This is a genomic window from Deinococcus piscis (assembly GCF_014653275.1).
GTDB lineage: Bacteria > Deinococcota > Deinococci > Deinococcales > Deinococcaceae > Deinococcus > Deinococcus piscis.
In genome coordinates, this window is sequence record NZ_BNAL01000034.1 from 1 (window position 1) to 23332 (window position 23332).

Here is a 23332-nt window from a genome sequence, read left to right on the forward strand (position 1 = left end):
TCTTCAGGAGTCAGTTGGGGGTCAAGTCGTCTGATGACTTAGTCTACACCCGGAAGCTACTTACAACCACTTATAGCTGTGTCAACAACAATAGCAGTGGCACTTCTGTGCCGTCAGGCGCTTCAACCTCCATGAGTTTTACGCCTAAAATCGGTGATGATATTGTCTGCACTTTTGCAAATAATAAGCTAATAGTCTCTCCCGAGATTTCGTTATGGAAATATGTCCGCAATGTCAATAAGTCCGGAGAGGTCTTTAGTTCCTCGGGCACAAATGGTTTTTCTGGCGATAATCTTCAGTACTGTATTGCCTATTCCAATATTGGAGGCGATGCTCCCAATTTCAAGATCACAGATTTGTTCCCTGAAAACACCACGAATCATGGAAACCTGATTTTTGTTACGCCAGCACCCGACTTCACGGCCCTAAGTTCCTCTCCCGTTGCTCAAACGGTCCCTTCACCTGGGACCTATCAATCTGGTTTCTTTTCCTCCAATGGCAAGACTGGCCCTGGAGTAGAACTTAGTCTGGGGACTTTGGCTGCAGGGAATGTAGCCGCTCCAACGACTGGTGCCATTTGCTTCGACGCCGAGATCAGATAATTCCCTGACCGTACTTGAGTATGCAGGACACTGTTCAGGGCAATACCAAAGCCCTGCATAAACTCTGGGGACAGGTGCATCTCCAGAGTTTTACCCGAGCAGACTGGTACAGCCCTACAAGAGAGCGAGTAGTCACAGACACCACTCGGCCACTCATTAGGTAGTTTGGTCCTTCAGGTACTTTAGGTACATCGCAGGAGCTTCAGGCTTCACTCAGCACTTTGTTCAACACCTACATGTGGCCATCATCTACACTGCTCAGTGTGAACCTACGACTTTCTGCCATGCCTGCCGACGCCCTGGCCCTGGGCAGTATTCGTCTGTACCAGCGCTATCTCTCGCCTTACAAAGGCTTTCGCTGTGCCTGCGCCGCACTGCACGGCGGTGAAAGCTGCTCGGCTGCGGTCAGCCGGATCATCCGGACCCAGGGCCTGCGGGCGGGGCGGCAGGGTATCACAGCACAGTTTCAGCAGTGCCGCGCTGCCCACGATGCCATCCTGCGCGGCGCTCCACTGACAGGTGGCCTCTCGCCCCAGGCCGGGATGCGGGGCGTGTTCTGCTGTGGCCCAATTCCTATTCCCTTCCGCTGCGGCTAAAGCGAGCGGCAGCGAAGGCACCGCTTTTTGCCCAACTTGAGGTGCGTCTATAGACCGCACAGCAACCAGCTCCTCCGCAGGAAAGAAGACCCTGAGCGGAGGAGCTGGCTATTGATAGAGGCTTAGGCAGTGGGTGAGCTTAGTTGCTGGTGCCCGGCTTGACCGGCTTTGGTGCAACCGGCTCTGGACTGACTGGCGTGGCTGGAGCGCTCGGGCTGCTGGTGCTGCTGCCCTCGCTCAAACTGCTGCTCTGACCGGGGGTCTGAGGCAGGTCGGCTGGAACAATGACGCTGCTCAGGGCGTAGGCCTGGCTGGTGCCGACGGTCAGCGCTTTGCCCGTCACCTTCAGGTCGGCAGGCAGGGCCGCGCCGTACACGTTGGTCAGGGTGCCCTGGCCGGGGGTCTTCATGCCAGGCACCACGTGATAGCCCAGCACATAGCCAGCAACTTCAGGGTCTGCTTTGACCGCTTGCAAAAGCGCAGGGTCCAGAGCAGCGAAAGCTTCGTCCGTGGGCACCAGCAGGGTGTATTGGTCGTCCAAGATGGCGCTTTCCAGGTCAGCAAACTTGACCAGCTCCATGAACGTGCTGAAGCGGCCATCCGCAGCCAAGGCAGAAAGGATGGTGGTGTCCGTCTTCTGCGCGCCAGCCTGAGAAGTGCTGGGGGCAACTTGGCCCGAAGTCACCCCAGCGGAAGCCAGAGCAGGCGCAGGCCGGGTGCTGGCTTCACTGGCGGCGGGAGCGGTATTCGTTGCAGCAGGGGTGGGGTTGGCCGTAGGAGGCACAGTTCCCACGTTGGTGTCAGGCTGGACTGCGCCGCCTCCCGTCACACTGGCCGCACCGAGAACCGTGGTATCTGCCTGGACAGCGTCACTGGTCGTGTCCGCAGCGGGAGCAGTGACACTGTCTGCGGCGGAAGTGGACGCTGTATCACTGGCGGCAGCGTCGCTGGATACAGTGCCCGTGCTCAGATTCTCGGTGGTCAGGCCACTGGCAGCTTCGGTCATCGCCGTGTCCGTCATGGGAGAAGTCTCCATACCAGTCGCGGTGCCCGTGCCCGTGTTTGTGTTCGTGCTTGCCATGTCCGGCGTCCCCTGAACAGCCGCTGCGGACAGGTCGGAGGGGTCCACACTAGTGGCCACACTGGCCGACTCGGTGGTCATGCTGGCGGCTTCAGCACTTGCACCTGCTGACGCTGCAGTGCTGCTGGTCTGTTCCCAGACTGCATTGGGCAGCAGAGCGCGCAGGGAATCGGGGATGGGCAGGCCACGCAGGGCGGGGAGGCCAACAGGAGCCGGAGTGCCCGCCAGGCCACGGCTTTCCAGAATGCGGCGCACAGCCAGAGCACTTTCTGGCAGGCTGGACGCAGCGCTGGTGGTCTGGATGTCTGTGCCGGACACAGCAGGACTCTGCTCAACATTGCCAGCACTGTCAGACGCAGAGCTGCTGGAAGCGGAAGGAGTGGGCGCGGAGAGGGCGGGGACAGCAGAGGTCTGAGCCGAAGCGGACCCCAGCAGCAGGGCGGACAACAGAAGGGCAGTAGGGAAAGGCTGTTTCATGGCTTGAACCTCGGAAAAAGGCGAGAACGAAAGGTCGGGTTCTGTCCTTTGCTCCCCAGCTGAAACGGGATGCAGCCCAGGAAAGCAGAGGACCAGAACGGAGACGCTCTTACCGTGTCACCCTCAACCATGAGGAATATTGCAATCTGGTGGGCACTTTTACCCTGCCGACCAAGTGAGTTCTGTGAGTCCCTCCGTCAGCTGACGATCATTTGGCTGGCACGTCTCTGGGACCTGGCAGGCTGTTCCCGGCGCGGCCTGCACCACCTCTCATTCACCCTCACACCCAGCGGACCAGGGAACTTCTAACCCTCAGAGCGCATAAAACACGGATATGAACCTCCAATTCCCCTTTGGCAAAGCTACTGGCAAGACGAACGACCTCCCTCCTGGGGTTTCCCGGCCCACCTGGGTGGTGGTTGACCTGCGCGGCGAGTACCCGGCGCGCCAACCCCAGCAACCGCTGCAGGCCCTGCTCAGCCGCACGGAAACCCTGGAGGCACTGGAAGAACGACTGGAGCGACTTGCCCGTGCGGAGTGGCTGCACGGCGTGCTGTTCCGCTTTGGAGAGCTGAAACTTTCGGCCAGCACGGCGCGGGCCATTCGGGGCATGCTGTCGCGGCTGGCCGAGAAGAAGCGGGTGGTGGCCTACGTGCCGCAGTTGGGCATGACTACCCTGCTGGCCGCCAGTGGCGCGGGCGAGATCGTGGCCCCCGAATCCGCCGAAGTGGGGCTACATGGCTTTGGGCTAGAGCAGCTGTATCTGGGTGACTTTCTGAAGAAGCACGGGATTGGCTTTGAAAACCTGCGTATCCGCGAGTACAAATCGGCGCTGACCATGTTCAGTGAGAGCAGCATGGATGAAGCCAACCGCAAGCAGCTTCAGGCTTATCTGGACGCCTGCGAAAACGCCTGGGTGCGGGACGTAGCACAGGGGCGCGGGCTCAGCGACGCGCAGGTGCGCGGCTGGATTGAGGGCGGCGTGACCAGTGCCCGGCAAGCGCTGGAAGCGGGCATCCTGACCGGAGTGGCCTACGAGGACGAACTGCTCGGCCCAGCCACGCAGCCCCTGAGTGCCGTGCTGGATCTGCTGATGCCAGACCGTACCCCGAAAAAAGCGGGGCGGGTGGCCATGGTCAGCATAGAAGGCAACATTGTCACCGGCCAGAGTCGGAACAACCCACTTCCTCTGCCGCTGACCGGCGGCCCCAGTGCTGGCGCAGACACTGTGGTGGCCGCGCTACGCCACGCCAAAGAGGACAAGACCACCGCCGCCATCGTGCTGTACGTGAACTCGGGGGGTGGCTCGGCGCTGGCCTCGGACATGATCTGGCGCGAGGTGCAGACCAGTGACAAGCCAGTCGTGGCCGTGATGGGCGAATTTGCCGCCTCGGGCGGGTATTACGTGCTGGCCGCTGCGGACCGTATTATCGCCAGCCCATATACCGTGACCGGCAGCATTGGTGTGGTGGCGGGCCGACCCATCACCGAGGAGTTCAACCGCCGTCACGGCCTGAACCCCGAGCAGCTGGGCCGCGAAGAAGCGCTGATGTTCCGCTCCAGCCATCCTTTTACCGAGCGGCAGCGCGAGCAGGTGCGGCACATGATCGCCGAAACCTACGATCGATTTGTGGACCGGGTGGCCCAGGGCCGGGGCCTAAGCACCGAGGAGGTGGACGACCTGGGCCGGGGCCGCATCTGGTCCGGCGCAGACGCCCTGGAACGCGGTCTGGTAGACGAACTGGGCGACCTGCACACCGCCGTGCAGCGGGCCAAGGAGCTGGCGGGCCTGCCCTACAGTGCGCCGGTCTGGAACGCCGCGCCCAAGACCCGCCTGCCGCTGCTTCCCGAGTTCGCCCGCGAGGCGCAGGACGCGGCCAGCCTGAAGCTGTGGCCGTTTGGGGATGAAGCCGTGCTGCTGCTGGGCAGCGGCGAGCTGCGGCTGCGCTAGGAGCAGTTCATCTCAGCAAAAGGCCCCGCACCCTAGTGGAGTGCGGGGCCCTGTCTGGTCGAGGCGAGAGGATTCGAACCTCCGACCCCTTCGTCCCGAACGAAGTGCGCTACCAGGCTGCGCTACGCCTCGAAACCGGCTCCCAGTGTATGCCTCTGGGCAACAGGCGGTCAAGGGGCCGAGCAGCAACGCTTCAGCTCCCGCCGCGCCCCCACCGCCCCGAATGGCCGCCCTTAGAGCGACCAATGCCAGTGCGGCCAAATGAAGACGCACGGGCCGGGCGCTCCGGTTCGGGCAGGTCCGCCGCCACCTCGTCCAGCAGGCGGCGAATCAGGTCGGCGGAATAGCCCCGGCGAGTCAGCCAGGCATAAGCGCTGGCGCGTGGGTTCTTCTTGCGGGCAAAACTGGGCAGGCGGCGCGCCAACTGCTGCCGGGCATCTTCCTCTTCGGCGGCGGGGTCGCGGGCCTCCAGCACTTCGGTAATGAGTTCTTCGTCCAGGCCACGCTGCTTGAGCTTCTGGCGAACCCGGTAGGCTCCCACGCCCCGGCGGCGGGCCTCGCCTTCAGCCACCACTTCATCGTTCTGGTAGCCCAGTTCCTTTACGCGGTCCAGCACATGCTGAATCAGCCCCGGCTGGTCGCTGCGCTTTTGCAGGCGGGTGTGCAGTTCGGCCTCGCTCAGCGCGCGGCGTGACAGGGCCGCAAACGCATAGTTCAGCAGCCGCTCGCGGGCCGCGTCCCACTCGGGTGTGTCCGGCTGAAGCGTGGGCCTGGGGTCAGCGTCAGGGCGGGTCATGGGCTCAGTCTGACGCCTTGCGGCACACGGACGCAAACGCTACACTGCTCAGGTTGCCTATCTGAAATCGGTGGGCAGCGCAGGGGGCCACATCTGGCCTGGGCCGACAGGCCACCTGCTGCGCGCCGCAGCTCAAGCACGCTCGGCGTTCGCGTTTCCGCCCGACCACGGGCCCGGAGACCGCCCCGCCGCCACCGTGCGCGGGAGAAAGAGAGAAACATCATGGCACTACGTCACCCCTCCGCCCAGAAACGTCACCGTCAGAGCCTCAAGCGCCGCATGCGCAACCGCTCCAAGAAGAGCACCATCAAGACCTTCAGCAAGAAGGCGCTGGCCGCCGTGCAAGAAGGTGGCAACGTCACCGAATTGCAGCAGAAGGCCGAGAGCCTGATTGACAAGGCCGCCAAAGGCAGCACCCTGCACAAGAACGCCGCCGCCCGCAAAAAGAGCCGCCTGGCCAAAGCCATCAACAAGGCCAAGGCTGCAGCTGAAGCGCAAGCCTAAGCCAGCACCTGACGTAACACTCGCTCCTGCCTGCACGGTAGGAGCGGTTTTTTATTGCTTCTTGGGGACAGGGCTTTGCTGCCTGCTGCTGTGTGCCTTCTGACTTCTGCCTCTTCCAGCCTGACCATCTCGCATCAGCGAAACCGGAAACGGTCTACCCAAGTGCTACGCTGGAAGACATGAGTGTCCATCTCAGCGCCGAAAAAGGCCAGATTGCCGAAACCGTTCTCTTGCCAGGTGACCCCCTGCGCGCCCAGTACATCGCCGAGACTTTCTTAGAAAATCCGGTGCAGCACAACACCGTGCGCGGCATGCTGGGCTTTACCGGCACCTACAAAGGCCGCCCGGTCAGCGTGCAGGGCACCGGCATGGGTATCCCCAGCGCCATGATCTACATCAATGAGCTGATCGAGTTCTACGGCTGCAAGAAGCTGATTCGCGTCGGCTCATGCGGCAGCTACCAAGAGGGCGTGCATATCCGCGACCTGGTGCTGGCCCAGGCCGCCTGCACCGATTCCAACATCAATAACCTGCGCTTTGGCACCGCCAACTTTGCCCCGATTGCTGACTTTAGCCTGCTGCTGCGGGCCTACCAGATTGCCACCGAGCGCGGCTTTACCACGCACGTGGGCAACATTCTCAGCAGCGACACCTTTTACACCGACGACCCCAAAGAGTACGAGCGCTGGGCCCGCTTCGGCGTGCTGGCCGTCGAGATGGAAGCTGCTGGCCTGTACACCCTGGCTGCCAAGTACGGGGTCAAGGCCCTGGGCATCATGACCGTCAGCGATCACCTGATTTCTAAGGAAGAAACCACCGCCGAGGAGCGTCAGCTCACCTTCAACCAGATGATTGAAGTGGCCCTGGACGCCGCGCTGGACGTGGAATAAGGGCAGCGTAAGAAGGGAGCGAGGCTGCCGAAGCTCGCTCCCCTTTTAGTTACTCCCAAGAAGCCACGCTTCGGCGGCCTCCCGGTCTGCAAACAGGCCGAATATCCGGCCCCGGTTGGTCTCGGTCATGAATTCGCGGAAGCGTTCGCCGAGTTCTGCGCTGGGCGGGAGAACCGCCGCCACCTGCAAGCGGTAATTGCTGAACTTCTGGGCCAGTTCGCCCGCCAGGCCGCACTTCAGGTCGAACACCTCAGGCGGCAGCAGCGCACCGTCCAGCAAGAGCAGTTCGCTGCCATGCTCCCAGCTCAGGCCCACCAGCTCTAGCGTGGCTTCCCCGGACGACAGGACGCCCGGTTGCCCGACCACGCTCAGATAAGTTCCGGCAGGACGCCGAACCAGGGAGGCCTGCACCCTTAGCCTTCCCGCCGCAACCGGGCGATATAAAAGCCGTCCAGCCCGTCCAGCGGCACCGTAAAGGCCCCGACTTCGGCGGGCACTGTCGGCACGCCCAGGTCCGGCAAGGCTTCGGCCTGGAACTCAGGATGCGCGGCCAGGAATGCCTGCACCTGCTGCGGCCCTTCCTGTGGGAACACTGAGCAGACCGAGTACACCAGCAGGCCGCCGGGCTCCACCAGTGCGGCAGCGTTGCCTAGCAGCTGCGCCTGCACCTGCGCCATCTCCCCTACCGCCTGCGGGGTCAGCCGGGCTTTGATTTCAGGGTGGGCACGCAGGGTGCCACTGCCAGTGCAGGGCGCGTCCAGCAGCACAAATGGGGCCGGAACAGCGCCGAGGGGACGGGTCAGGTCGTGCGTGAGCAGCCGGGCGCGCGTGCCCAGGCGCTTCAAGTTGCTGCGGGCAGCCTCGTGCTTGTGCGGCTGCAGCTCCACACTGGTCACGTCGGCACCGGCCAGAGCCAGCAGCGCGGCTTTGATGCCTGCTCCTCCGGCGAGGTCATATACCTTCTGGCGGCGCACGTCCCCCAGCGCTGTGACCACGGCGGCGCTGGCCGGGTTGACGGGTTGGGCCTGACCCTGGCGGTAGGCCGCCGTCTGGCGCAGCGGGCGGTCTAGAGCTACGGCATCTACCCCGGCGACCGTGCGCTCAATCAGGCTGCCCTCACCTTCCAGCAGGTCTGGGCCCTGTTCTCCCAGTCGCAGCCACAGCGGCTGCGGTTCCAGCAAGCTATCCATCACATTACTGGCCTGATAGCCATACACGCGCTCCAGCTCCTGAGCCAGCCAGCCGGGCAGGGCGTAGCGGGCTTCGGGACTGTCTCCAGTCGGCGCTTCTGCCCGGCGCAGCACCGCATTGACCAGCCCAGGCGGAGCAAAGCGGGACTCGCGGGCCAGCGACACGTATTCGTTGACCACCGCGTGTTCAGGCGTGCCCAGGTACAGCTTCTCGAACGCACCGGCCAGCAGCAGCGCCCAGGCTTTGGGGGTCGTCTTGCCGCGCAGCAGCGGCTCCAGGGCCAGCCGTAAGGCAGGAGCGCGGCGCAGCGTACCGTAGACGATGTGGGTCGCGAGGCCCGCATCACGGGCAGGCAGCCGGGCCGAGGCCAGCGAAGCGTCCAGCGCCGGGGCGGCGTATTGACCCTCACTCAGCACGCGGTGCAGGACCCGCACAGCCAGGGCGCGGCCAGGATTCACAGCACTTTTACTGCTGGCACTTTTGGCCGAATTTCCCTTCGGTGCAGCGGAACTCACGCGCTGGCTCCCACTTCAGATTGCACGTTGCTGGGAAAAGGCGGGCGCACCAGTGCAGTTACCGCCAGCAGCGCCAGCAACAGGCCCCCGGAAAAGTAATAAGGCGCATTCCAGGTCACATGCTGATAGAGCGCGGTGCCGACCAGCGGCCCGGCCATGCGGCCCAGGGCCAGGGCGCTGGAATTGAGGCCCGCCACTGCGCCCTGACCGTCGCGCCCGGCGCTCAGCGACAGGGCGGTGCTCAGGCTCGGTCCCAAGATGGCCGTGCCGACTCCCACCACGCACAGCGCCGCCGTGATACTCCAGAAGCTACCCATCAGCGGAATCAGCAGCATGCCCAGGCCCATCACCAGCATCCCAGCCGGAATCAGGCGGCTCAGCGGCACAGTCTTGCCCAGCCTCCGCATGGCTCCGCCCTGAACAGCTGCCGAAAGCAGACCAAAAAAGGCCAGCATCAGGCCCACTGTTTTGGCGGTTTGCTGCGGCTCTAGCTTCAGCACGTCGCCCACAAAAAAGGCGATGGTCTGCTCCATCAGCACGCTGGCCATGGTGTATAGCGCACTGATCACCAAAAAGGCCATGACACCCTGTGAGGACAGCAGCTGACGGCGAACGGCAGCGGCGTCCACTTTCCCGGCGGCGGCCCGCTCCTCAGCGCGGCGCGTTTCCGGGAGAGCGAAGTAGGCAGCCACCGCCGTCAGCAGTCCAAGCGCGGCGCTGAAATACACCGGAGTCACCAGCCCAAAGCCAGACAGGAACCCGCCCAGGGCCGGGCCGAACACCACGCCCAGGCCAAAGGCCGCTCCAATCAGGCCCATGGCCCCAGCCCGGTCCGACTCGGTGCTGAGGTCGGCCATCATGGCCTGCGCGGTGGGCAGGGTGGCGCTGGAGAGAATGCCGCCAATCAGACGCGAAGCCACCAGCAAGCCAAACAGCACTGTTCCGCTCAGTGCGCCGCTCATGCCCATCTGGGCAAACACCCCAAACAGGCCAAAGCTGAGGGCAAACCCAACCAGACCCAGCAGCAGCACCGGCTTGCGTCCCTGCCGCTCGGAGCGCGCCCCCCACACCGGCGAGAAAATCAGCTGCATCAGCGAGTAGGCGGTAGAAAACCAGCCTGCCTGCACCGCCGTCAGCCCCAGCTCACGGCTGAGCGGCGCAATAATCGGAAACAGCACACTGAGGCCCAGCATGGCCGTAAAAATGGTAAAAAACAAAATAATTTTCGCCCGTTTGGTGGTCTCGGGCGAAGCAGGGGAAACAGTCATGCTGCCAGTGTACCACCGGGACTGACCGGGCGGTCAGGTCAGCAGGCGGCCTTTGGAGCAGTGCTCTGTGACGCAGTTGCGCCCGTCCCCACATGCGAGGCGGGGTCTCTTCCCGCCTCACCTCATGCCGCGTCCTGCGGAGCTCTTGCACCCGCTTCATACGTATGGCGCTCCATTCTGCAACATTCCGCAAAAAGCGCTCCTTGTGAGTTCAGGCCACACAGCACATATTTTCTGTACTTCTGTTGGCCCATTCCCAGTCAGGTCATCCCTTGCGGTCTGCCAGTTGGTCCAGAACCCGGGCGATTCCGGCGGCGTCCATCCCGGCGCGGGCGTATACACTCTCTGGCTTGGCATGTTCCTGAAATTCGTCGGGGATGCCCAGAACCCGCACCGGCACGCTCAGGCCCCAGCGACTCAGGGTTTCCAGCACAGCACTGCCGAACCCCCCCACCACAGTGTTGTCTTCCACGGTCACGATGGCGCGGGCCGAACCCGCAATCTGGCGCAGCATGAACTCGTCAAGTGGCTTGACAAAGCGGGCATTGACCACGCCTACGCCCGGGCGGCCTTCGGCGGCAGCCAGAGCGTCGGCCAGCGGACGACCCGTTGCCAGAATCACCACCTCGTCGCCAGCTTTTAGGCGTTCCCAGGTGCCCCACTCGATGCTGGGCCATTCGCCGGTAGGCACCTGGTCGGTGTTGCCGCGTGGGTAGCGAATTGCCACCGGGCCGCCCACCTGCGCTGCGCCCCTGAGCATGGCCCGCAGCTCCCGGGTGTCGCGGGGCTGGGCAATCTGCACATTGGGAATTGAGCGCAGGAAGCTCAGGTCAAATACGCCGTTGTGCGTGGCCCCGTCAGCCCCCACGATGCCGCCCCGGTCCACCGCAAAAATCACATTGAGGTTTTCAATTGCCACGTCGTGCAGCACCTGATCGTAGGCCCGCTGCAGAAAAGTGGAATAAATCGCCACGATGGGCTTGATGCCCCGCAGCGCCATGCCAGCGGCAGCTGTTACGGCCACGTCCTCGGCAATGCCCACATCCAGGTAGCGGCGCGGATGTGTCTGGCTGTAGCGGACCAGCCCACTGCCCTCGCGCATGGCCGGGGTAATCACATAGACGTCCGGGTCTTCTGCGGCCCACTCGGTCACGGCGTCTCCAAAGGCGCTGCTCCAGCTGTACGCATTGGTCGGGGTGAACTCGCCGGTGGCCGGGTCAAATTTGGCGGGACCGTGCCACTTGATGGGGTCGTCTTCGGCGTAGCTGAGGCCCTTGCCCTTGCGGGTCACCACATGCAGGATGGTCGGGCCGTCCAGCTCCCTTAGCTTTTCCAGCAGCCAGACCAGCTCGGTGACATTGTGGCCGTCCACTGGCCCCACATAGCGCAGGCCCATCGCTGCAAACGGATTGGCGCTGTGGGGGTCGAAAAAGTGGCGGGTTGAGTGCTTGGCACGGCTGATCATGTCGGCCAGAGGTTTGCTCACCGCCTGCACCGCCTTGCGGCCTACGTCCTCACCCTCGCGCACCAGCGGATGCACCTGCAAGCCACGCATAAAGCGGTTGATGCCGCCCACGTTCTCCGAGATGCTCATTTCGTTGTCGTTCAGCACGATCAGCATGCGCGGCCCCAGGTCCCCGATGGTGTTCAGCGCTGCCAGGGCCATGCCACCGGTCAGCGAACCGTCGCCAATCACGGCGGCCACTTCGTAGTCCTCGCCGCGTGCGTCGCGGGCCAGAGCCATGCCCAGGGCGTTGGCCAGGCTGGTAGAAGCGTGCCCCACCGTGATGGCGTCGTGCTCACTTTCGGTCACCTTGGTAAAGCCGCTCAGGCCGCCTTCTTGCTTGACAGTGGGCATCTGAGAGCGGCGGCCCGTCAGCATCTTGTGGGCGTAGGCCTGGTGGCCCACATCAAACAGGATGCGGTCACGCGGCGAATTCAGCACGTAGTGCAGCGCCACGATCACGTCAGTGGCGCCTAGACTGGACGCCAGGTGCAACCCGCCCACCGAACAGACCCGCACGATTTCTTCGCGCAGCTCGGCACTCAGGGCCGGAAGCTGCTGACGCGGCAACCGTTTGAGGTCGGCGGGACTGTGGATGCGGTCTAGCAGCGGCGTGTCCGAAGGACCACTCACGGCTGAACCTGCGGGCGGGCGTAGTTCTGCCCGGTCAGCAGCAAGTCCTCGTAGGTGCGGACCTCGCCAGTGTAGGGCGCGTAGTACATCTGCTGAACAGCTGGGAACAACCCGCCCAGGTCGTCGGACACGCGCCGGGTAATTACGAACACGTCATGGGTGCCGCCTGGCGCAGTGATCTGGCGGCGGTCCTGAATGTCATAGCGGTATTCCAGCTTGCCGCTGCGGACCACCTGATTTTTTTCGGTGTCCATCACAGTGACGTTGGTGGTGCCCTGCCAGCTGGCCCCGACCCGCAGGTCACTCACCGCAGGCAGTTCACGCCAGGCGGGCTCCAAGTTGACCAGCACACCCGGCTTGGTAAACCCGAGCAGGTCCACCCCAGCCGCGCTGACTTGCCGGTACCAGGTCTGCTCCGCGCCGCGTCCGGTCAGGGCAAAGGCGCTGACGGTCTGCCCTTTAAAGATGGTCGGGCCCAGCGAACGCAGCACGTAAGGCGTGCGGTTGGCAGGCTCACCCTGGGGCAGATAGGTCCAAATCAGTCCCGGCTGCGACGGATAAAAGGACACGCGGTCCACGCTGGGAGTCGCCCGAACTTCGGGAGCAGCCGTCTGCGCTGGAGCACAGGCCACCAGGGTACCGCCCAGCAGTGTCAGACCGAGCAAAAAGCGAAAACGCATCATGGCTCTTAGGGTAAATCATTCCTGGCAGCGGCACCGTGGTCTGACTGCCTGAGCGCAGCACCCCTGCGCGAGTACGCATACACAAGGGGCGGACATGCCGCAGCACTTCCGCCCCTGGGTCAAGCCCGGTTGAACTTACTTGTTCTCAGCAACCTTGCGCTTGAGCGCTTCCATGGCTTCGTCCAGGTCGCGGTCACGGCCCAGGTTGGCCAGCTGCGCGTCAACATCATTTTCAGTGCGCAGATCGGTCATGGCCTGATTGGTATCTTCCATGCCCTGCACGCGGCGCTCCATTTCCTCGAAGGCGTCCATGGCACCGCCAGCCTGATCGAAGCCGCTCATGCGCTCCAGCGTGGCTCCGGCCTGCGCGGTCTTCTGGCGGGCAGACAGCAGCGACTTCTTGGATTCCATCTCGTCAATCTTGGCTTCCAAGGCGCGCAGCTGGGTCTTGAGGCGGTCCACAATGGCCGTCTGGGTGCCTGCCTGCTCATGGAACCCGGCGGCCAGGTCTTTGTGGTTCTGGGCGCGGCGCAAGGCTTCACGGGCCAGGTCTTCGCTGCCCGCACGCAGGGCTTCTTCGGCCTTGCGGTTGTACTCCTCGGACAGGGTTTCGTTGGTCTTGGCTTCGCGCTCCAACTTGGCGCTTTGGCTCATGGCCTCGGCCACTTCGCGGCGGGCGTCGGTGTAGGCCGCACGCATATCACGCAGGGCCTGCTCAATAATCAGGCCAGGGTCCTCGGCCTTGGAAATCATGTCGTTTACGTTGGCGCGGATCAGTCGGCTCAGTCGGTCAAAAATGCTCATGGGTGTTCCTCCTTGTCCCTACTATTACGTAGAGCAGTGGGACAGGGTTTCTGTCCAAAGGCCCGGCTAACCCAGTGTAAAGGTCTGTTCAAATTCGGACTCATGCACTGTAGCGGCTGCCCTGGGAGGTCTTTAGAGTCGGCGCGGCATGACCCCCACGCTGCTGCGGCCACACGCCACGGTGAGGACCTCCTCGGTAGGCGTCAGGACACAGCCGATGGCACGCAGCACCGCAACGGGAATATGCAGCTCGCCGCTGTGCATCTGCAGTGGCAAAGGCAGCGGCGTTACGGTCCCTGCCTGCACCAGCTCACGCTGCCCCACCTGCACGCTCGCGGCTGCCCCGCCCTGCGGAGTCAGGCGGTAGGTCTGCCCGCCCAAATTCTGCACCCGCACCACGCCAATCAGGTCAGCCGGGGTGACGTACAGGCTGACGTCCGCCGGAGTCACTGGAGCAGCTGCCGAAGACGCTGAGGAGGCAGCCGCGCCCTGAGGCTGGCTCAGCACAGGGACAGCCACGGGCCCAGGATGGAGCATCAGCAGGTGGTCACCGTCTCCCAAGTCCAACAGGGCTACGTAATTGGAGGTCGTTGGGGGAGCCTCGGCACCAGCGAGCAGAGCCGCTGGGCGCAGCTGCACACTCAGGAGTGGGCCCTGGACCTGCCACTCACCCAGCACCTGGCTACCCAACCGCGCAGCGATTCGGCTTTGCAGATCGGCCCGCTCGCCCCGGACGTACAGACAAATTGCCTGAGCAGGCAGCCCAAGCGACGGTGGGCAGCGGTACAACCGGCCACCGACTGCACCACTCAACTCCACCGCCAGGCGGCTCAGTCCGGGAGCGGGCAGCACCAACCGGGCAGAGGCCGGAGCCGGGGCCACTTGCTGCGTGGGCGTTTGGTCAGAGGTCTGGCCAGAGGACTGAGCCGCCGCGCCCGGCAGCAGCGCACACAAGCTCAGAAAGGCGGGGCCAAGCAGCCCAGCGCGGAGAACTGTCGGGGTCATAAGCACAGTTTACGGGATGGCAGCGGCGACTTGGGCGGTCCAGCGGGCGAAGGCAGGAACAAGGTCAGGGCAGCTGATACGCCTCCGCAAACAGTTTCAGGTCGGCGTCATCCACCTGCCGGTCACCATTGAGGTCCCCCCGGCCTGTGCCGCCCAGGCTGTTCATCAGCAGGGCCAAGTCAGTCAGGTCCACAGCTCCGTCCCCGTTGAGATCCGCGCCGCTAAAGCGCAGGCGGGCCGCCTCCGGCGTCCAGGCATCCAGGTCAAATTCCTGAGCCAACGCCTGACGGACAGCGGCGTCCAGCGCCAGCGGCCCCTGCGGATTGATCTCTATGCGCCGCTCTCCTGCCTGCGCCACCGTGCGGACAGCCACGTCAGGGTTAAAGGGCACGCTGCTGGCACTGCCCAGGGTCAACTCCGGGCCGCCCGTGGTGACCAGCCGCAGAGACAGGCCCGGCGTGGAGAGTTCAGCCAGTGCCTGCTGCACGGCGCGGGTCAGCTGAGGTCCCTGAGGCCGCAGGGTCAGGTCTGCCGCTGCAGCACTGCCTGCCAGCAGCAAAGCGGCCATACCGAGACTGCGCCGCATCATTGCTCTCCTCCCTGAGCAGCACTGGCTGGGGATGAACTGCGGGCACGCAGCAGCAGCGCGCGGAATTCATCCACATTCACCTGCGAAGAAGCTGCCGCAGGACGGCTCACCTGTGCGCTCTGGTCAGGCGCAGGGGCCAACGTGTCTGCGCTGGGTAGGCCGGGTACTGTTGCCGGCTCGGTGTCAGATTCAGGGACCAGAGGAGCATCTGGGGCAACGTCAGCGGCGGGAGGCAGTTCACTCGGCTCAGGCTCAGGCTCAGGCTCGGGCGATTGTGGCTGGGGCAGCAGCGGACGGGCAGAAGCTGGAGTGGCGGTACTGCTCAGGGAGGGGGCCGGAGTGACCGCTCCTCCTTCTGGCTGGCGGTCTGTCAGAGCCACCTGTCCATCAACCACCGGATAGTAGCCCTGGTTGTACCCCACCAGCGGGCTGTCCAGCCGCGCCGCATACAGCAGAAAAAAGGCGTCCTGCCCGGTGCGCCACTGCGGCAGGTCCGCAGCTTCGGACCAGACGTAGAGCGCTGGACCAGCAGCCTGCCGGGGCAAGCGGCCTGCATCACCAGCCACCGTCTCGGTCAGGGTCAGCGGATAGACCCGCCAGGTGACGGTGCCCTCCGTGACGGTCTGCGGCGTGCCCAGCGAACCCCGAATAATCAGGTCCGCGCGGCGGGCTTGCTGCTCCAGGCTCAAGGCCGGGGCCACCACGGCCTCAGCTGCGCCCAGAGCCAGACTCAGTGCCAGCGCCAGCCCACCAGCAGCCCGGTTCACGGCTGGCCTCCTGGCAGGCCAGGCCCAGTCGCAGGTGGGACAGTCCCCGCAGGCCGGGGCGGAAACCCGGCGGGCACCGTCGCCGCGCCGCTTGCTGCTTCTGCTGGAGCCGTAGCGGCACTTGAGGCCGTTGGTACCGTGGCTGCGGCTGCACCCGAAGTGGTTGGTGCCGTAGTTGTACCTGAAGCAGCTAGGGCAGTTGCCGTGCCCGAAGCGACTGGTGCAGTTGCCGTGCCCGAAGCAGTTGGCGGCGCGGGCAGCTCTTTGCCGCTGCCGTCCAGCACACGGAAGCGGAAGGTCTTGGCATCCAGGGTCAGCGGGCGCTCTGGCTCGACATGCAGCAGCGCCACCTGTTCGCCGGAGCGGGGCACCGCCCTGAAGCCCAGGTCCAGCGTCAGGGTCTGGCCTTTTTGCTCCCACTTGAGCAGACCACTTGAGGGCCCACCCTGCACACGGGTGACTTTTGCCCCCTGCGGCACTTCCCAGGTCACGCGGGCGGCGCGGGCCGTGCGGGGCGCAGTGATATTCAGCGGAACCCGGGTGGCCCCGCGAATCTCAGCGCGGGGCAGCTCCAGGCTCAGCTTGAGCGGGGGCAAGTCACCCACATTCAGGGTGTACTCCTGCGCTTTGCTGCTCAGGTTGGCGTCGTTGGCCTCCAGGGTGAAGCGGAAGCTACCGGACTTGACGGGGGTTCCGCTCAGGCGCTGGTTGCTGAGCCTAAGGCCCTGCGGCAGTTCGCCACTCGCCACCTTGACCCCGTAAGGGCCAGTGCCACCGCGCAGATCAAGCGCCGCCTCGTAGGGCTCGCCAAGGTAGGCGGCAGGCAAGCTGGACGTGCCAAAGGTCAGAGGGTCGCGGTAGACCCGCCCACTGCCGCTGGCAACCGAGTCACCGCAGGCAGACAGCAAGGCAGCGGGCAGCAGCGCCAACCCCAGCCGCAGCTGGAAGCGGGCGCGGCGCGGCGCAGACACAGGGAAAAGGCTTGGCATGGTGTTCAGTTTAGCGAGCCGTGAAATGAGGAATTCATACGTCACTCGCTGCTTCAGGGCGCTGCCGCCTGGACAGTGCGGCGGGCAGGACACCCCAGGACACACGCCCCGCCGGGATGACATGGGCCACCTATACTGCCTGGATGACTCAAACCGACAACCAAGGCCCAGCCGACTATGCGGCTCAGGTGCAGCAGGTGGCGCAGACCCTGCTGAATCACCCTGGCCCTATCGTCGTGCTGGCGCATGAGAATCCGGACGGTGACGCCCTAGGCAGTGTGCTAGGCCTGACCCGCGCCCTGCGGCAACTGGGCCGCGAGGTGTACGCTCCCATGACCTTGCCGCGCTACTTGCAGTTCCTGCCCGAACCCGCTGAGCTCTGCGCCCGGCTGGAAGCCTGGCCAGCAGGGGCGCTGGCTGCTGTGCTGGACGTAGACAACAACGACCATACCCGGGTGGCGGGAGCCGATATGGCCGGGTTCAGCGGCCCAGTGGTGAACATTGACCACCACGGCACCAACCAGCGGCAGGCAGACGCCCTGCTGGTGGACCCTTCTCAGCCTGCCACCGCGCAAATCATGGTGGACGTGCTGGACGCGCTGGGTATCCAGTGGACCGAAGCCCTCGCCACCCCCCTGCTGCTGGGCCTGATTACCGACACTGGGTCATTTCAGTTCTCAAGCACCACACCACAGACTCTGCGGACCGGAGCGCGGCTGCTGGAATACGGTGCCCGGCTGAACTGGCTGAACGAACAGCGCATGCAGAATTCGCCCACCTATTACACCTTGCTGCGCGAAGTGCTGAACACCATGGAATTTGCCCACGGCGGCCAGGTGGTGCTGGCGCATGTGGACGATGCCATGCTGGAGCGGGCCGGGGCCAGTTGGGACGAAGTGGACCCCTATGTGGGGATGCTCCGCAACGCCGAAGGAGCCCTGCTGGCGGTACTGATCAAGGACTACGGTGAGCGGGTCAAGTTCTCGCTGCGCTCACGCGGGGGGCTCAGTGCCCAGAACATCGCCGTAGCGCTGGGCGGGGGCGGCCATGTCCCCGCTGCCGGGGCCACGGTAGAAGCGCCCTATGCCCAGGCGCGTGCCCAGCTGGACGCGGCAGTGGCCGCCGAGCTGGAGCGGCTGGGCAGTGACGAATCCGGGGCACAGCCCCAGTGACCCGTCTCCCCCGCCCCGCCGCAGCGGCTCTGCTCGTCCTGCTTCCTCTGCTGGGCGGCTGCCTGGACAGCGGCGCACGCACACCAGTGGTCAGCGTGACGAATACAGTCCCCGCCATTGCTGGGCCGGTCACGGTGGAGCTGGGCGGCGAGACGCTGGACTTCGGGCAACTGCGCTCAGGTGAGAAGCGGCGTATCAGCTACCAGCCCAAAGTGGCGTCGGGCGTGGTGGTGCACTCGCCGGGGCGCAGCACGGCGTTGGACCGCCGCATTGACCCGGCTGACCCCGGCACACTGGGCAACGATGTGAACATCCTGCTGACTCCAGACGGGGCCATTCTGGACCCCAAGAAAAACCGCGCTCAGAACTGAAGCCTGGCCCGGCCATCTTGCGCTGCACTCTGAGAGGGCACGGGATATGGCAGGAAAGGGTCAGGGAGCCTTCGGAGCTGCTGTCCCAGAAGCCGTGGCCGCTGATGTGACCGCAGCCGAAGCAGCTGGAGGCGCGGGCTTTTTCTGCGGGCCGATCACTTCATCCACTGCCGCATTGATCCAGGCAAAGGCGCGGTAGGTGTTCGGCATGGTGTACCACTCGTCAGCACCGTGCTGCATAAAGGCATAGACGACGTGGTGCCCATCTTTGGTCTTGAAATAGCCGGTGTAGGTCAGGAGCCTCCAGCCATTGCCGCCCTTGCCGTAAAAGGTCTGAATGTTGCCCACCTGCCCGGCCCGGAGTCCAGCCTTGCCGTAGCCCAGCCGCGCCACTTCATCCTGCCACCGCCCAGCGCGCTCACTCAGTCCACCGCGCAGGTACTGGTGGGCCAGCAGCGTGGCGAACTCGTAAGGGGTGCTGAGGTTGTGGCTGCCCAGGTCGTCACGGGGTTCGTGGGTCTTCTCGAAGTAAGGGTCCAGCTTGGGCACCAGCTCGTAGACGGTGTACTCCTTGGCGTCCGCGTCCATCTGGGCCGCCAGAGCGGCGCGGTCCTCACGCCGCCACCAGTCCGGATGCGCCAGATAGGTTGAGCTCAGGCCCGCTTGCATCACCCACCAGGCCTTGGTCGGCAAAATCAGGCGGGTGTGACACAGCCGCAACTCATCGGCCAGCGCCTGCACACGCTGCAATCCCACGCGGCGGTGCAGCAGGTCGGTGGCGGTGTTGTCGGAGTTGCGAATCATGCGCTCGGTCAGGGTGCGGACATTGGAATGGTCAAACGGATATTCGCCCAGGCTCTGACCGGCGGGCGTGATCTCAAAGCGTTCCTGCGGCGAAAGACGCCCAGCATCGAACTCGCGCAGCGTGGCCCACAGCACTGCCTGCTTGTAGGTGCTTGCCAGCGGAAAGACGCTGTCGGGGTTGGTGCCTACCGCCCGCAGCACCTCCAGGGTTTGGGGGTCCACCTCGGCCACCCACAGGCCCAGCCGCCCGGACAGCGGATAAGGCGGCGCCGGAGCTTTGGCCGCCTCCGGAGCTGGGGCCAAACAAGCCGGTTCCTGAGGAGGCACAGGCGACTCGCTGACGCTGGCGGCTGCCCCGACGAGTATGATCTCGCCACTATCTTGCTGCGACACAGAACCTTGTTGCGACACGGAAGCTTGTTGCTGCCCAGAGTCTTGCTGATGCGCGGCAACGCCCGGCGGCGCAGACGCCGTCGCCTGCTCACCCCACCACCAGGCTCCAGCTCCCCCCAGGGCGAGCGTCATCAACGCACCCAAGAAAGTGGCTGGCTTTAGCGGCATCGCTGCTTTCCGCAGGGCTCAGCCCAAGCCCGAATGAAGAACAACTGTGGCATTCCTCATAGTTTATCATCTGCTGCGCGGGGCGGGCAGCAAAAAGCAGACCCCGGTGAGGTCCGGAAGTCTGCTTGGCGTGAAGGAGAAAAGGGATAAAAGTGAGGGCGCTGCACCCAGGGCAGCGCTCAGGTCATTGGCCGCTGGGCCTCCACTTGGGACGCCCAGTGGCTCCCGTTTCATCGGCGTCTGCCGGGTTGGCTGCAGAGCTGGCGGCTGGAGCGGGAGTAGGAGCGGGGGCCGCTGACTCGGCGACCTCACTGACCGCCTGGGCGCTGATTGGCTGTCCGCCGCCGAGCCCTGCTTCACCCGCCGCAGGAGCCGCAGGAGCAGCTACACCAGGCGTCCACTTGGGGCGGGCCGCTGGCGCGGAAGCCGATGTCTCAGGACTCAACTGCGGCTGCGTGGTGGGGCGAACTTCCGCCACAGGAGCAACGTCCGCAGGATCAGAATCAGGTGCAGGTGCAGGTGCAGGAGCCGCGCCGGGCGTCCAGGCCTTGCGGGCTGGCGTAGCGCCGGTCTGTGCCGCCGGGGTCACTGCATCCGGAGCAGGCACAGCCTTCTGAGCAGCGGGGGTCCACGCTTGGCGCTGACCGGAAGTCGCAGGTTGCACGTCATCTTTCGGTGCGGAGGCTGGAGCGGCAGCTGCGCCAGGATTCCACGCTTTACGCTCACCTGTGCCAGAGGCTGAGGCCACGTCATCCTTCGCCGTAGGTGCAGGGGGAACACCCGGCGTCCAGGCTTTGCGCTCAGCAGTAGAAGCGGGCTGCACGTCATCCCCCGTCACAGCAGAGGCAGGAGCAGCGCCCGGCGTCCAAGCCTTACGCTCGCCAGCGGCAGGAGCCACGTCATCTTTGGGGGCAGCGGGAGCAGGGGCCGCTCCAGGAGTCCAGGCTTTGCGCTCACCCGCCACAGGCTGAGCAGATGGCGCTGGAGCGGGGGCAGCGGCGGGAGTGGCAGCGCTGCCTGGCGTCCAGGCTTTGCGCTCCACCTTCTCGGCAGCTTCCGCTACAGCGGGCATCGGCTGAGCAGCAGAAGCAGCAGGCTCAGGCTGGGCATTTTCTACCTGCGCGGTGGTCACGGCAGTGACCTCTTCTTCAGCCAGCGAGTTGACCACTTCGCCCTGAGCTTCGGGCAGATGGGTGTTGGGAGCCTCGGCCTGCCCGGCAGGGGCCACCGGAGTTTCCGGTTCGACCCATTCGCCCTGAGCGCGCTGCACGCTTTCCAGCATCAGCTCGGCCACGTCCTTGACCACGATGTCATCGGCCTCGGCTTTGGCCGGGGTGGAGTTCATCATGGATTTGCAAAAGGGGCAGCCCACAGCCAGCACTTTGCCCTCTTTGGAGGCGTCCAATCTGGCCTGGATTTCCTTGAAGCGGTTGTCGCTGATGCGCTCGCTGCCCTCCTCCTCTTCTTTCCAGAACTGCGCCCCACCTGCGCCGCAGCAAAAGCTCTGCTCGCGGGTGCGTTCCAGCTCCAGCACCTGACCGGCCATGCGGGTAATCAGGGAGCGGGGGGCGTCATAGACGCCGTTGTGGCGGCCCAGATAGCAGGGGTCGTGGTAAGTAACCGCATCGCCCAGCGGCGCGGTGGGCAGTTGCCCGGCCTGCACCAGCTTTTCGAGATACTCGGTGTGGTGAATGACCTGATAGTCGCCGCCCAGCTGCTTGTATTCCTGCCCGATCATGTTCATGCAGTGCGGGCAGGTCGCCACAATCAGCTTGGGGCGCACTTCGTTGAGGGTTTCCACGTTCTCCTGCGCCAGTTGCAGGTACAGGAACTCGTTACCGGCGCGGCGGGCGCTGTCGCCGGTGCAGGCTTCTTTTTTGCCCAGCACGGCGTAGTTGATGCCGGCCTTGTCCAGCAGCTGCACGAAGGAGCGGGCGACCTTCTGAGCGCCAGGGTCGTAGGAGGCGGCGCAGCCCACCCAATAAATAACGTCAGGTTCGGGGTTCTCGTCAATGGTGGGCACCTTGAGTCCCTCGGCCCACTCCATGCGCTTGTCGCGGGAGATGCCCCAGGGGTTGCTGGCGCGCTCCATACCACGGAACGCAGTTTGCAGCTGCGGCGGGAACTCGCCCTGCACCATTACCAGGTTGCGGCGAATATCCACGATGTCCAGCATCTGCTCATCTTGCACGGGGCAGACCTGCATACAGGCCCCGCAGGTGGTGCAGCCCCAGACCGCTTCCTCGCTGATGGCGTACTCCAGCAGTGGGCGAGCAGTCGCGGCGCCGTCCTCAAAAGCGGCCTTTTTTAGCGTAAAGGGGCTGGCGTGCGCGGCAATGGCGTTCAGCTCCATGCGCTTGTTGATTTCCAGCGCGGCGGGGCTCAGGGCCTTGCCGGTGGCGTTGGCCGGGCACACGTCCTGGCAGCGGTTGCACTGAATACAGGCGTAGGCGTCCAGCATCCGGGGCCATTCGAGGTCTTCCAGCTTCTCTACGCCCAGCTTGGGCTCGTCTTGCTCCATCGCGGCTTCGATGCCGGGCATCGGCGGCAGCACGCCGGAGTTGACCGGACGCTTGAGGGCGTAGTTCAGCGGCGCACCGACAAAGTGGAAGTGCTTGGAGTACGGAAAGTACACCATAAAGGCCAGGATGCTGCCCAGCGCACCCCAGAACCCGAAAATCCACCAGTTCATCTGCGCGGCTTCACTCAGACCGCCGAACAGCAGCGCACCCAGGCCGCTGGCAAACGGCTGCCAGGGGTCGCCCCCCTCCATCGCCATTTTGGCCGACTGGGCAATCATGCGGCTGCCCACGTGGAAAATAATGAAGCTGGCGACGATGATGGAGTCGCGCTTGATATAGCCGCCTTTGATCCACTCGTGAATCGGCGTCTTTTCATTGAACTTGAAATCGCGCTTGCCCTGAGTAAAAAAGCGGCGAATCATCAGGCCAATCACGCCCAGAATGACGGCGGCGCTCAGCAGGTCGGCCAGCAGGTTGTAGGCAATGCCGAAGGGATTGTCCGAGTGAATAGCAAAGTGAAAAAAGCCTTCGAGCAGGTCTACGACGTTCACCAGCAAGTAGTACACGAACCCGTAGAACACCATCGAGTGCAGCACGCCGATGGCGGGGCGCTTGCGGAACACCCGCTCCTGGGTCAGCGAAGTGGTGATGGCGTAGCCGATGCGTCCCGGCAGATTGTCAAAGCGGGCTTCGGTGGCCGGTGCGCCGCGCCACACGCGCAGGTACAGCCGGTAAAAGCCCCACAACACGAACGCGCCCGTAACAAGGGCATAAACAGCAAAGAGAATTTTGTGCAGATCAGGTAACAAGGCAGGGAACCTCCGGAAAAGAACGGCTTGGGGCTGGCAAGAGATAAAGACAAGAGGCCGGACCTTCGGGCCTGAATTTTGAACTCAGTCCAAACAGTGTAGCGAACTTGGGGCTCAGGCCATTGTTCCACAGCAAAGCGGCGCAGGAGGTGCCGCCAGCACCGCCCAGAGGCGTCCCGTGCAGCAAGTCCAGGTCAGGTCGGGAGGCATGGGGCCGCACCCGCCAAAACCAAAGCTCTTCTCCCCCA

21 protein-coding genes and 1 tRNA gene are annotated in these 23332 nt (G+C 64.3%); 7 read left to right on the forward strand and 15 right to left on the reverse strand.

The features are described 5' to 3' along the window. A partial coding sequence (locus IE158_RS11205; RefSeq protein ID WP_229839088.1) for a hypothetical protein occupies positions 1-602 on the forward strand: 602 nt, incomplete at its 5' end. Positions 603-886: 284 nt separating this feature from the next. Continuing rightward, complete coding sequence (gene yidD / locus IE158_RS11210; RefSeq protein ID WP_189643821.1) at positions 887-1198, forward strand: membrane protein insertion efficiency factor YidD; 312 nt, start codon at positions 887-889, stop codon at positions 1196-1198. 139 nt (positions 1199-1337) lie between these two features. Here yidD and IE158_RS11215 read toward each other — a convergent pair whose 3' ends face one another. Beyond that, positions 1338-2597 (reverse strand): fasciclin domain-containing protein, encoded by a 1260-nt coding sequence (locus tag IE158_RS11215; RefSeq protein WP_189643798.1) that lies wholly within the window; start codon positions 2595-2597, stop codon positions 1338-1340. Between the two features lie 493 nt (positions 2598-3090). Between IE158_RS11215 and IE158_RS11220 the strand changes: the two genes are divergently transcribed. Next, on the forward strand, positions 3091-4707 hold the full coding sequence (locus tag IE158_RS11220; RefSeq protein WP_189643799.1) for a S49 family peptidase: 1617 nt from the start codon (positions 3091-3093) through the stop codon (positions 4705-4707). A 55-nt stretch (positions 4708-4762) separates the two neighbouring features. Here the strand turns inward: IE158_RS11220 and IE158_RS11225 are convergent. Further along, positions 4763-4839: transfer RNA gene (locus tag IE158_RS11225), tRNA-Pro, on the reverse strand. Between the two features lie 61 nt (positions 4840-4900). After that, positions 4901-5503, reverse strand: a complete 603-nt coding sequence (locus IE158_RS11230) for a RecX family transcriptional regulator (protein WP_189643800.1) — start codon at positions 5501-5503, stop codon at positions 4901-4903. 222 nt (positions 5504-5725) lie between these two features. Here IE158_RS11230 and rpsT point away from each other — a divergent pair, with 222 nt between their 5' ends. Both rpsT and deoD read left to right on the forward strand, forming a co-directional pair. Beyond that, positions 5726-6007: a 30S ribosomal protein S20 gene (gene rpsT / locus IE158_RS11235; protein WP_189643801.1), complete on the forward strand. Its 282-nt coding sequence runs from the start codon at positions 5726-5728 to the stop codon at positions 6005-6007. Between the two features lie 179 nt (positions 6008-6186). Further along, a complete protein-coding gene (gene deoD / locus IE158_RS11240) occupies positions 6187-6897 on the forward strand; it encodes a purine-nucleoside phosphorylase (RefSeq protein WP_189643802.1) in 711 nt (236 codons plus the stop codon). 45 nt (positions 6898-6942) lie between these two features. Here deoD and IE158_RS11245 read toward each other — a convergent pair whose 3' ends face one another. The 10 genes from IE158_RS11245 to IE158_RS11290 form a co-directional block, all read right to left on the reverse strand. Beyond that, positions 6943-7308, reverse strand: a complete 366-nt coding sequence (locus tag IE158_RS11245) for a DUF4180 domain-containing protein (RefSeq protein ID WP_189643803.1) — start codon at positions 7306-7308, stop codon at positions 6943-6945. Between the two features lie 2 nt (positions 7309-7310). Further along, entirely contained in the window at positions 7311-8546 is a 1236-nt protein-coding gene (locus IE158_RS11250; RefSeq protein WP_229839089.1) for an RsmB/NOP family class I SAM-dependent RNA methyltransferase, read from the reverse strand. A 53-nt stretch (positions 8547-8599) separates the two neighbouring features. Further along, entirely contained in the window at positions 8600-9871 is a 1272-nt protein-coding gene (locus tag IE158_RS11255; RefSeq protein WP_189643804.1) for an MFS transporter, read from the reverse strand. Positions 9872-10136: 265 nt separating this feature from the next. After that, complete coding sequence (gene dxs, locus IE158_RS11260) at positions 10137-12008, reverse strand: 1-deoxy-D-xylulose-5-phosphate synthase (protein WP_189643805.1); 1872 nt, start codon at positions 12006-12008, stop codon at positions 10137-10139. Continuing rightward, positions 12005-12691: a hypothetical protein gene (locus tag IE158_RS11265; RefSeq protein ID WP_189643806.1), complete on the reverse strand. Its 687-nt coding sequence runs from the start codon at positions 12689-12691 to the stop codon at positions 12005-12007. The genes dxs and IE158_RS11265 overlap by 4 nt, the downstream gene beginning before the upstream one ends. 135 nt (positions 12692-12826) lie before the next feature. Continuing rightward, positions 12827-13495 carry a PspA/IM30 family protein gene (locus tag IE158_RS11270; RefSeq protein WP_189643807.1) on the reverse strand — a complete coding sequence of 223 codons (669 nt, stop codon included), beginning with the start codon at positions 13493-13495 and terminating at the stop codon, positions 12827-12829. Between the two features lie 132 nt (positions 13496-13627). Continuing rightward, positions 13628-14500, reverse strand: coding sequence for a hypothetical protein (locus IE158_RS11275; protein ID WP_189643808.1), 873 nt, complete (start codon positions 14498-14500; stop codon positions 13628-13630). A gap of 64 nt (positions 14501-14564) precedes the next feature. Continuing rightward, a complete protein-coding gene (locus IE158_RS11280; protein WP_308430687.1) occupies positions 14565-15089 on the reverse strand; it encodes a hypothetical protein in 525 nt (174 codons plus the stop codon). Then, positions 15086-15856 (reverse strand): hypothetical protein, encoded by a 771-nt coding sequence (locus IE158_RS11285; RefSeq protein ID WP_189643809.1) that lies wholly within the window; start codon positions 15854-15856, stop codon positions 15086-15088. The genes IE158_RS11280 and IE158_RS11285 overlap by 4 nt, the downstream gene beginning before the upstream one ends. Then, a complete protein-coding gene (locus IE158_RS11290; protein ID WP_189643810.1) occupies positions 15853-16845 on the reverse strand; it encodes an Ig domain-containing protein in 993 nt (330 codons plus the stop codon). The genes IE158_RS11285 and IE158_RS11290 overlap by 4 nt, the downstream gene beginning before the upstream one ends. A 143-nt stretch (positions 16846-16988) precedes the next feature. On the opposite strand from IE158_RS11290, the gene IE158_RS11295 reads away from it, so the two are divergent. Together IE158_RS11295 and IE158_RS11300 are read left to right on the forward strand one after the other, a co-directional pair. After that, positions 16989-18017, forward strand: a complete 1029-nt coding sequence (locus IE158_RS11295) for a DHH family phosphoesterase (protein WP_189643811.1) — start codon at positions 16989-16991, stop codon at positions 18015-18017. Then, positions 18014-18388: a hypothetical protein gene (locus tag IE158_RS11300; protein WP_189643812.1), complete on the forward strand. Its 375-nt coding sequence runs from the start codon at positions 18014-18016 to the stop codon at positions 18386-18388. The genes IE158_RS11295 and IE158_RS11300 overlap by 4 nt, the downstream gene beginning before the upstream one ends. Positions 18389-18448: 60 nt before the next feature. Here IE158_RS11300 and IE158_RS11305 read toward each other — a convergent pair whose 3' ends face one another. Together IE158_RS11305 and IE158_RS11310 are read right to left on the reverse strand one after the other, a co-directional pair. Then, entirely contained in the window at positions 18449-19717 is a 1269-nt protein-coding gene (locus tag IE158_RS11305) for a serine hydrolase (RefSeq protein ID WP_229839090.1), read from the reverse strand. Between the two features lie 220 nt (positions 19718-19937). Then, the gene (locus IE158_RS11310) at positions 19938-23084 is read right to left on the reverse strand and encodes a heterodisulfide reductase-related iron-sulfur binding cluster (protein WP_189643814.1); all 3147 of its coding nucleotides are present in this window, start codon (positions 23082-23084) and stop codon (positions 19938-19940) included. Positions 23085-23332 lie beyond the last annotated feature (248 nt).

What these genes read in the sequence shown, in the direction of transcription:
- IE158_RS11255 (WP_189643804.1), bottom strand. Translation starts at nt 9,871, where the DNA reads ATGACTGTTTCCCCTGCTTCGCCCGAGACCACCAAACGGGCGAAAATT.
- IE158_RS11220 (WP_189643799.1), top strand. Translation starts at nt 3,091, where the DNA reads ATGAACCTCCAATTCCCCTTTGGCAAAGCTACTGGCAAGACGAACGAC.
- IE158_RS11265 (WP_189643806.1), bottom strand. Translation starts at nt 12,691, where the DNA reads ATGATGCGTTTTCGCTTTTTGCTCGGTCTGACACTGCTGGGCGGTACC.
- yidD (WP_189643821.1), top strand. Translation starts at nt 887, where the DNA reads ATGCCTGCCGACGCCCTGGCCCTGGGCAGTATTCGTCTGTACCAGCGC.
- IE158_RS11280 (WP_308430687.1), bottom strand. Translation starts at nt 15,089, where the DNA reads ATGATGCGGCGCAGTCTCGGTATGGCCGCTTTGCTGCTGGCAGGCAGT.
- rpsT (WP_189643801.1), top strand. Translation starts at nt 5,726, where the DNA reads ATGGCACTACGTCACCCCTCCGCCCAGAAACGTCACCGTCAGAGCCTC.
- IE158_RS11295 (WP_189643811.1), top strand. Translation starts at nt 16,989, where the DNA reads ATGACTCAAACCGACAACCAAGGCCCAGCCGACTATGCGGCTCAGGTG.
- IE158_RS11290 (WP_189643810.1), bottom strand. Translation starts at nt 16,845, where the DNA reads ATGCCAAGCCTTTTCCCTGTGTCTGCGCCGCGCCGCGCCCGCTTCCAG.
- IE158_RS11270 (WP_189643807.1), bottom strand. Translation starts at nt 13,495, where the DNA reads ATGAGCATTTTTGACCGACTGAGCCGACTGATCCGCGCCAACGTAAAC.
- deoD (WP_189643802.1), top strand. Translation starts at nt 6,187, where the DNA reads ATGAGTGTCCATCTCAGCGCCGAAAAAGGCCAGATTGCCGAAACCGTT.
- IE158_RS11305 (WP_229839090.1), bottom strand. Translation starts at nt 19,717, where the DNA reads ATGACGCTCGCCCTGGGGGGAGCTGGAGCCTGGTGGTGGGGTGAGCAG.
- IE158_RS11275 (WP_189643808.1), bottom strand. Translation starts at nt 14,500, where the DNA reads ATGACCCCGACAGTTCTCCGCGCTGGGCTGCTTGGCCCCGCCTTTCTG.
- IE158_RS11230 (WP_189643800.1), bottom strand. Translation starts at nt 5,503, where the DNA reads ATGACCCGCCCTGACGCTGACCCCAGGCCCACGCTTCAGCCGGACACA.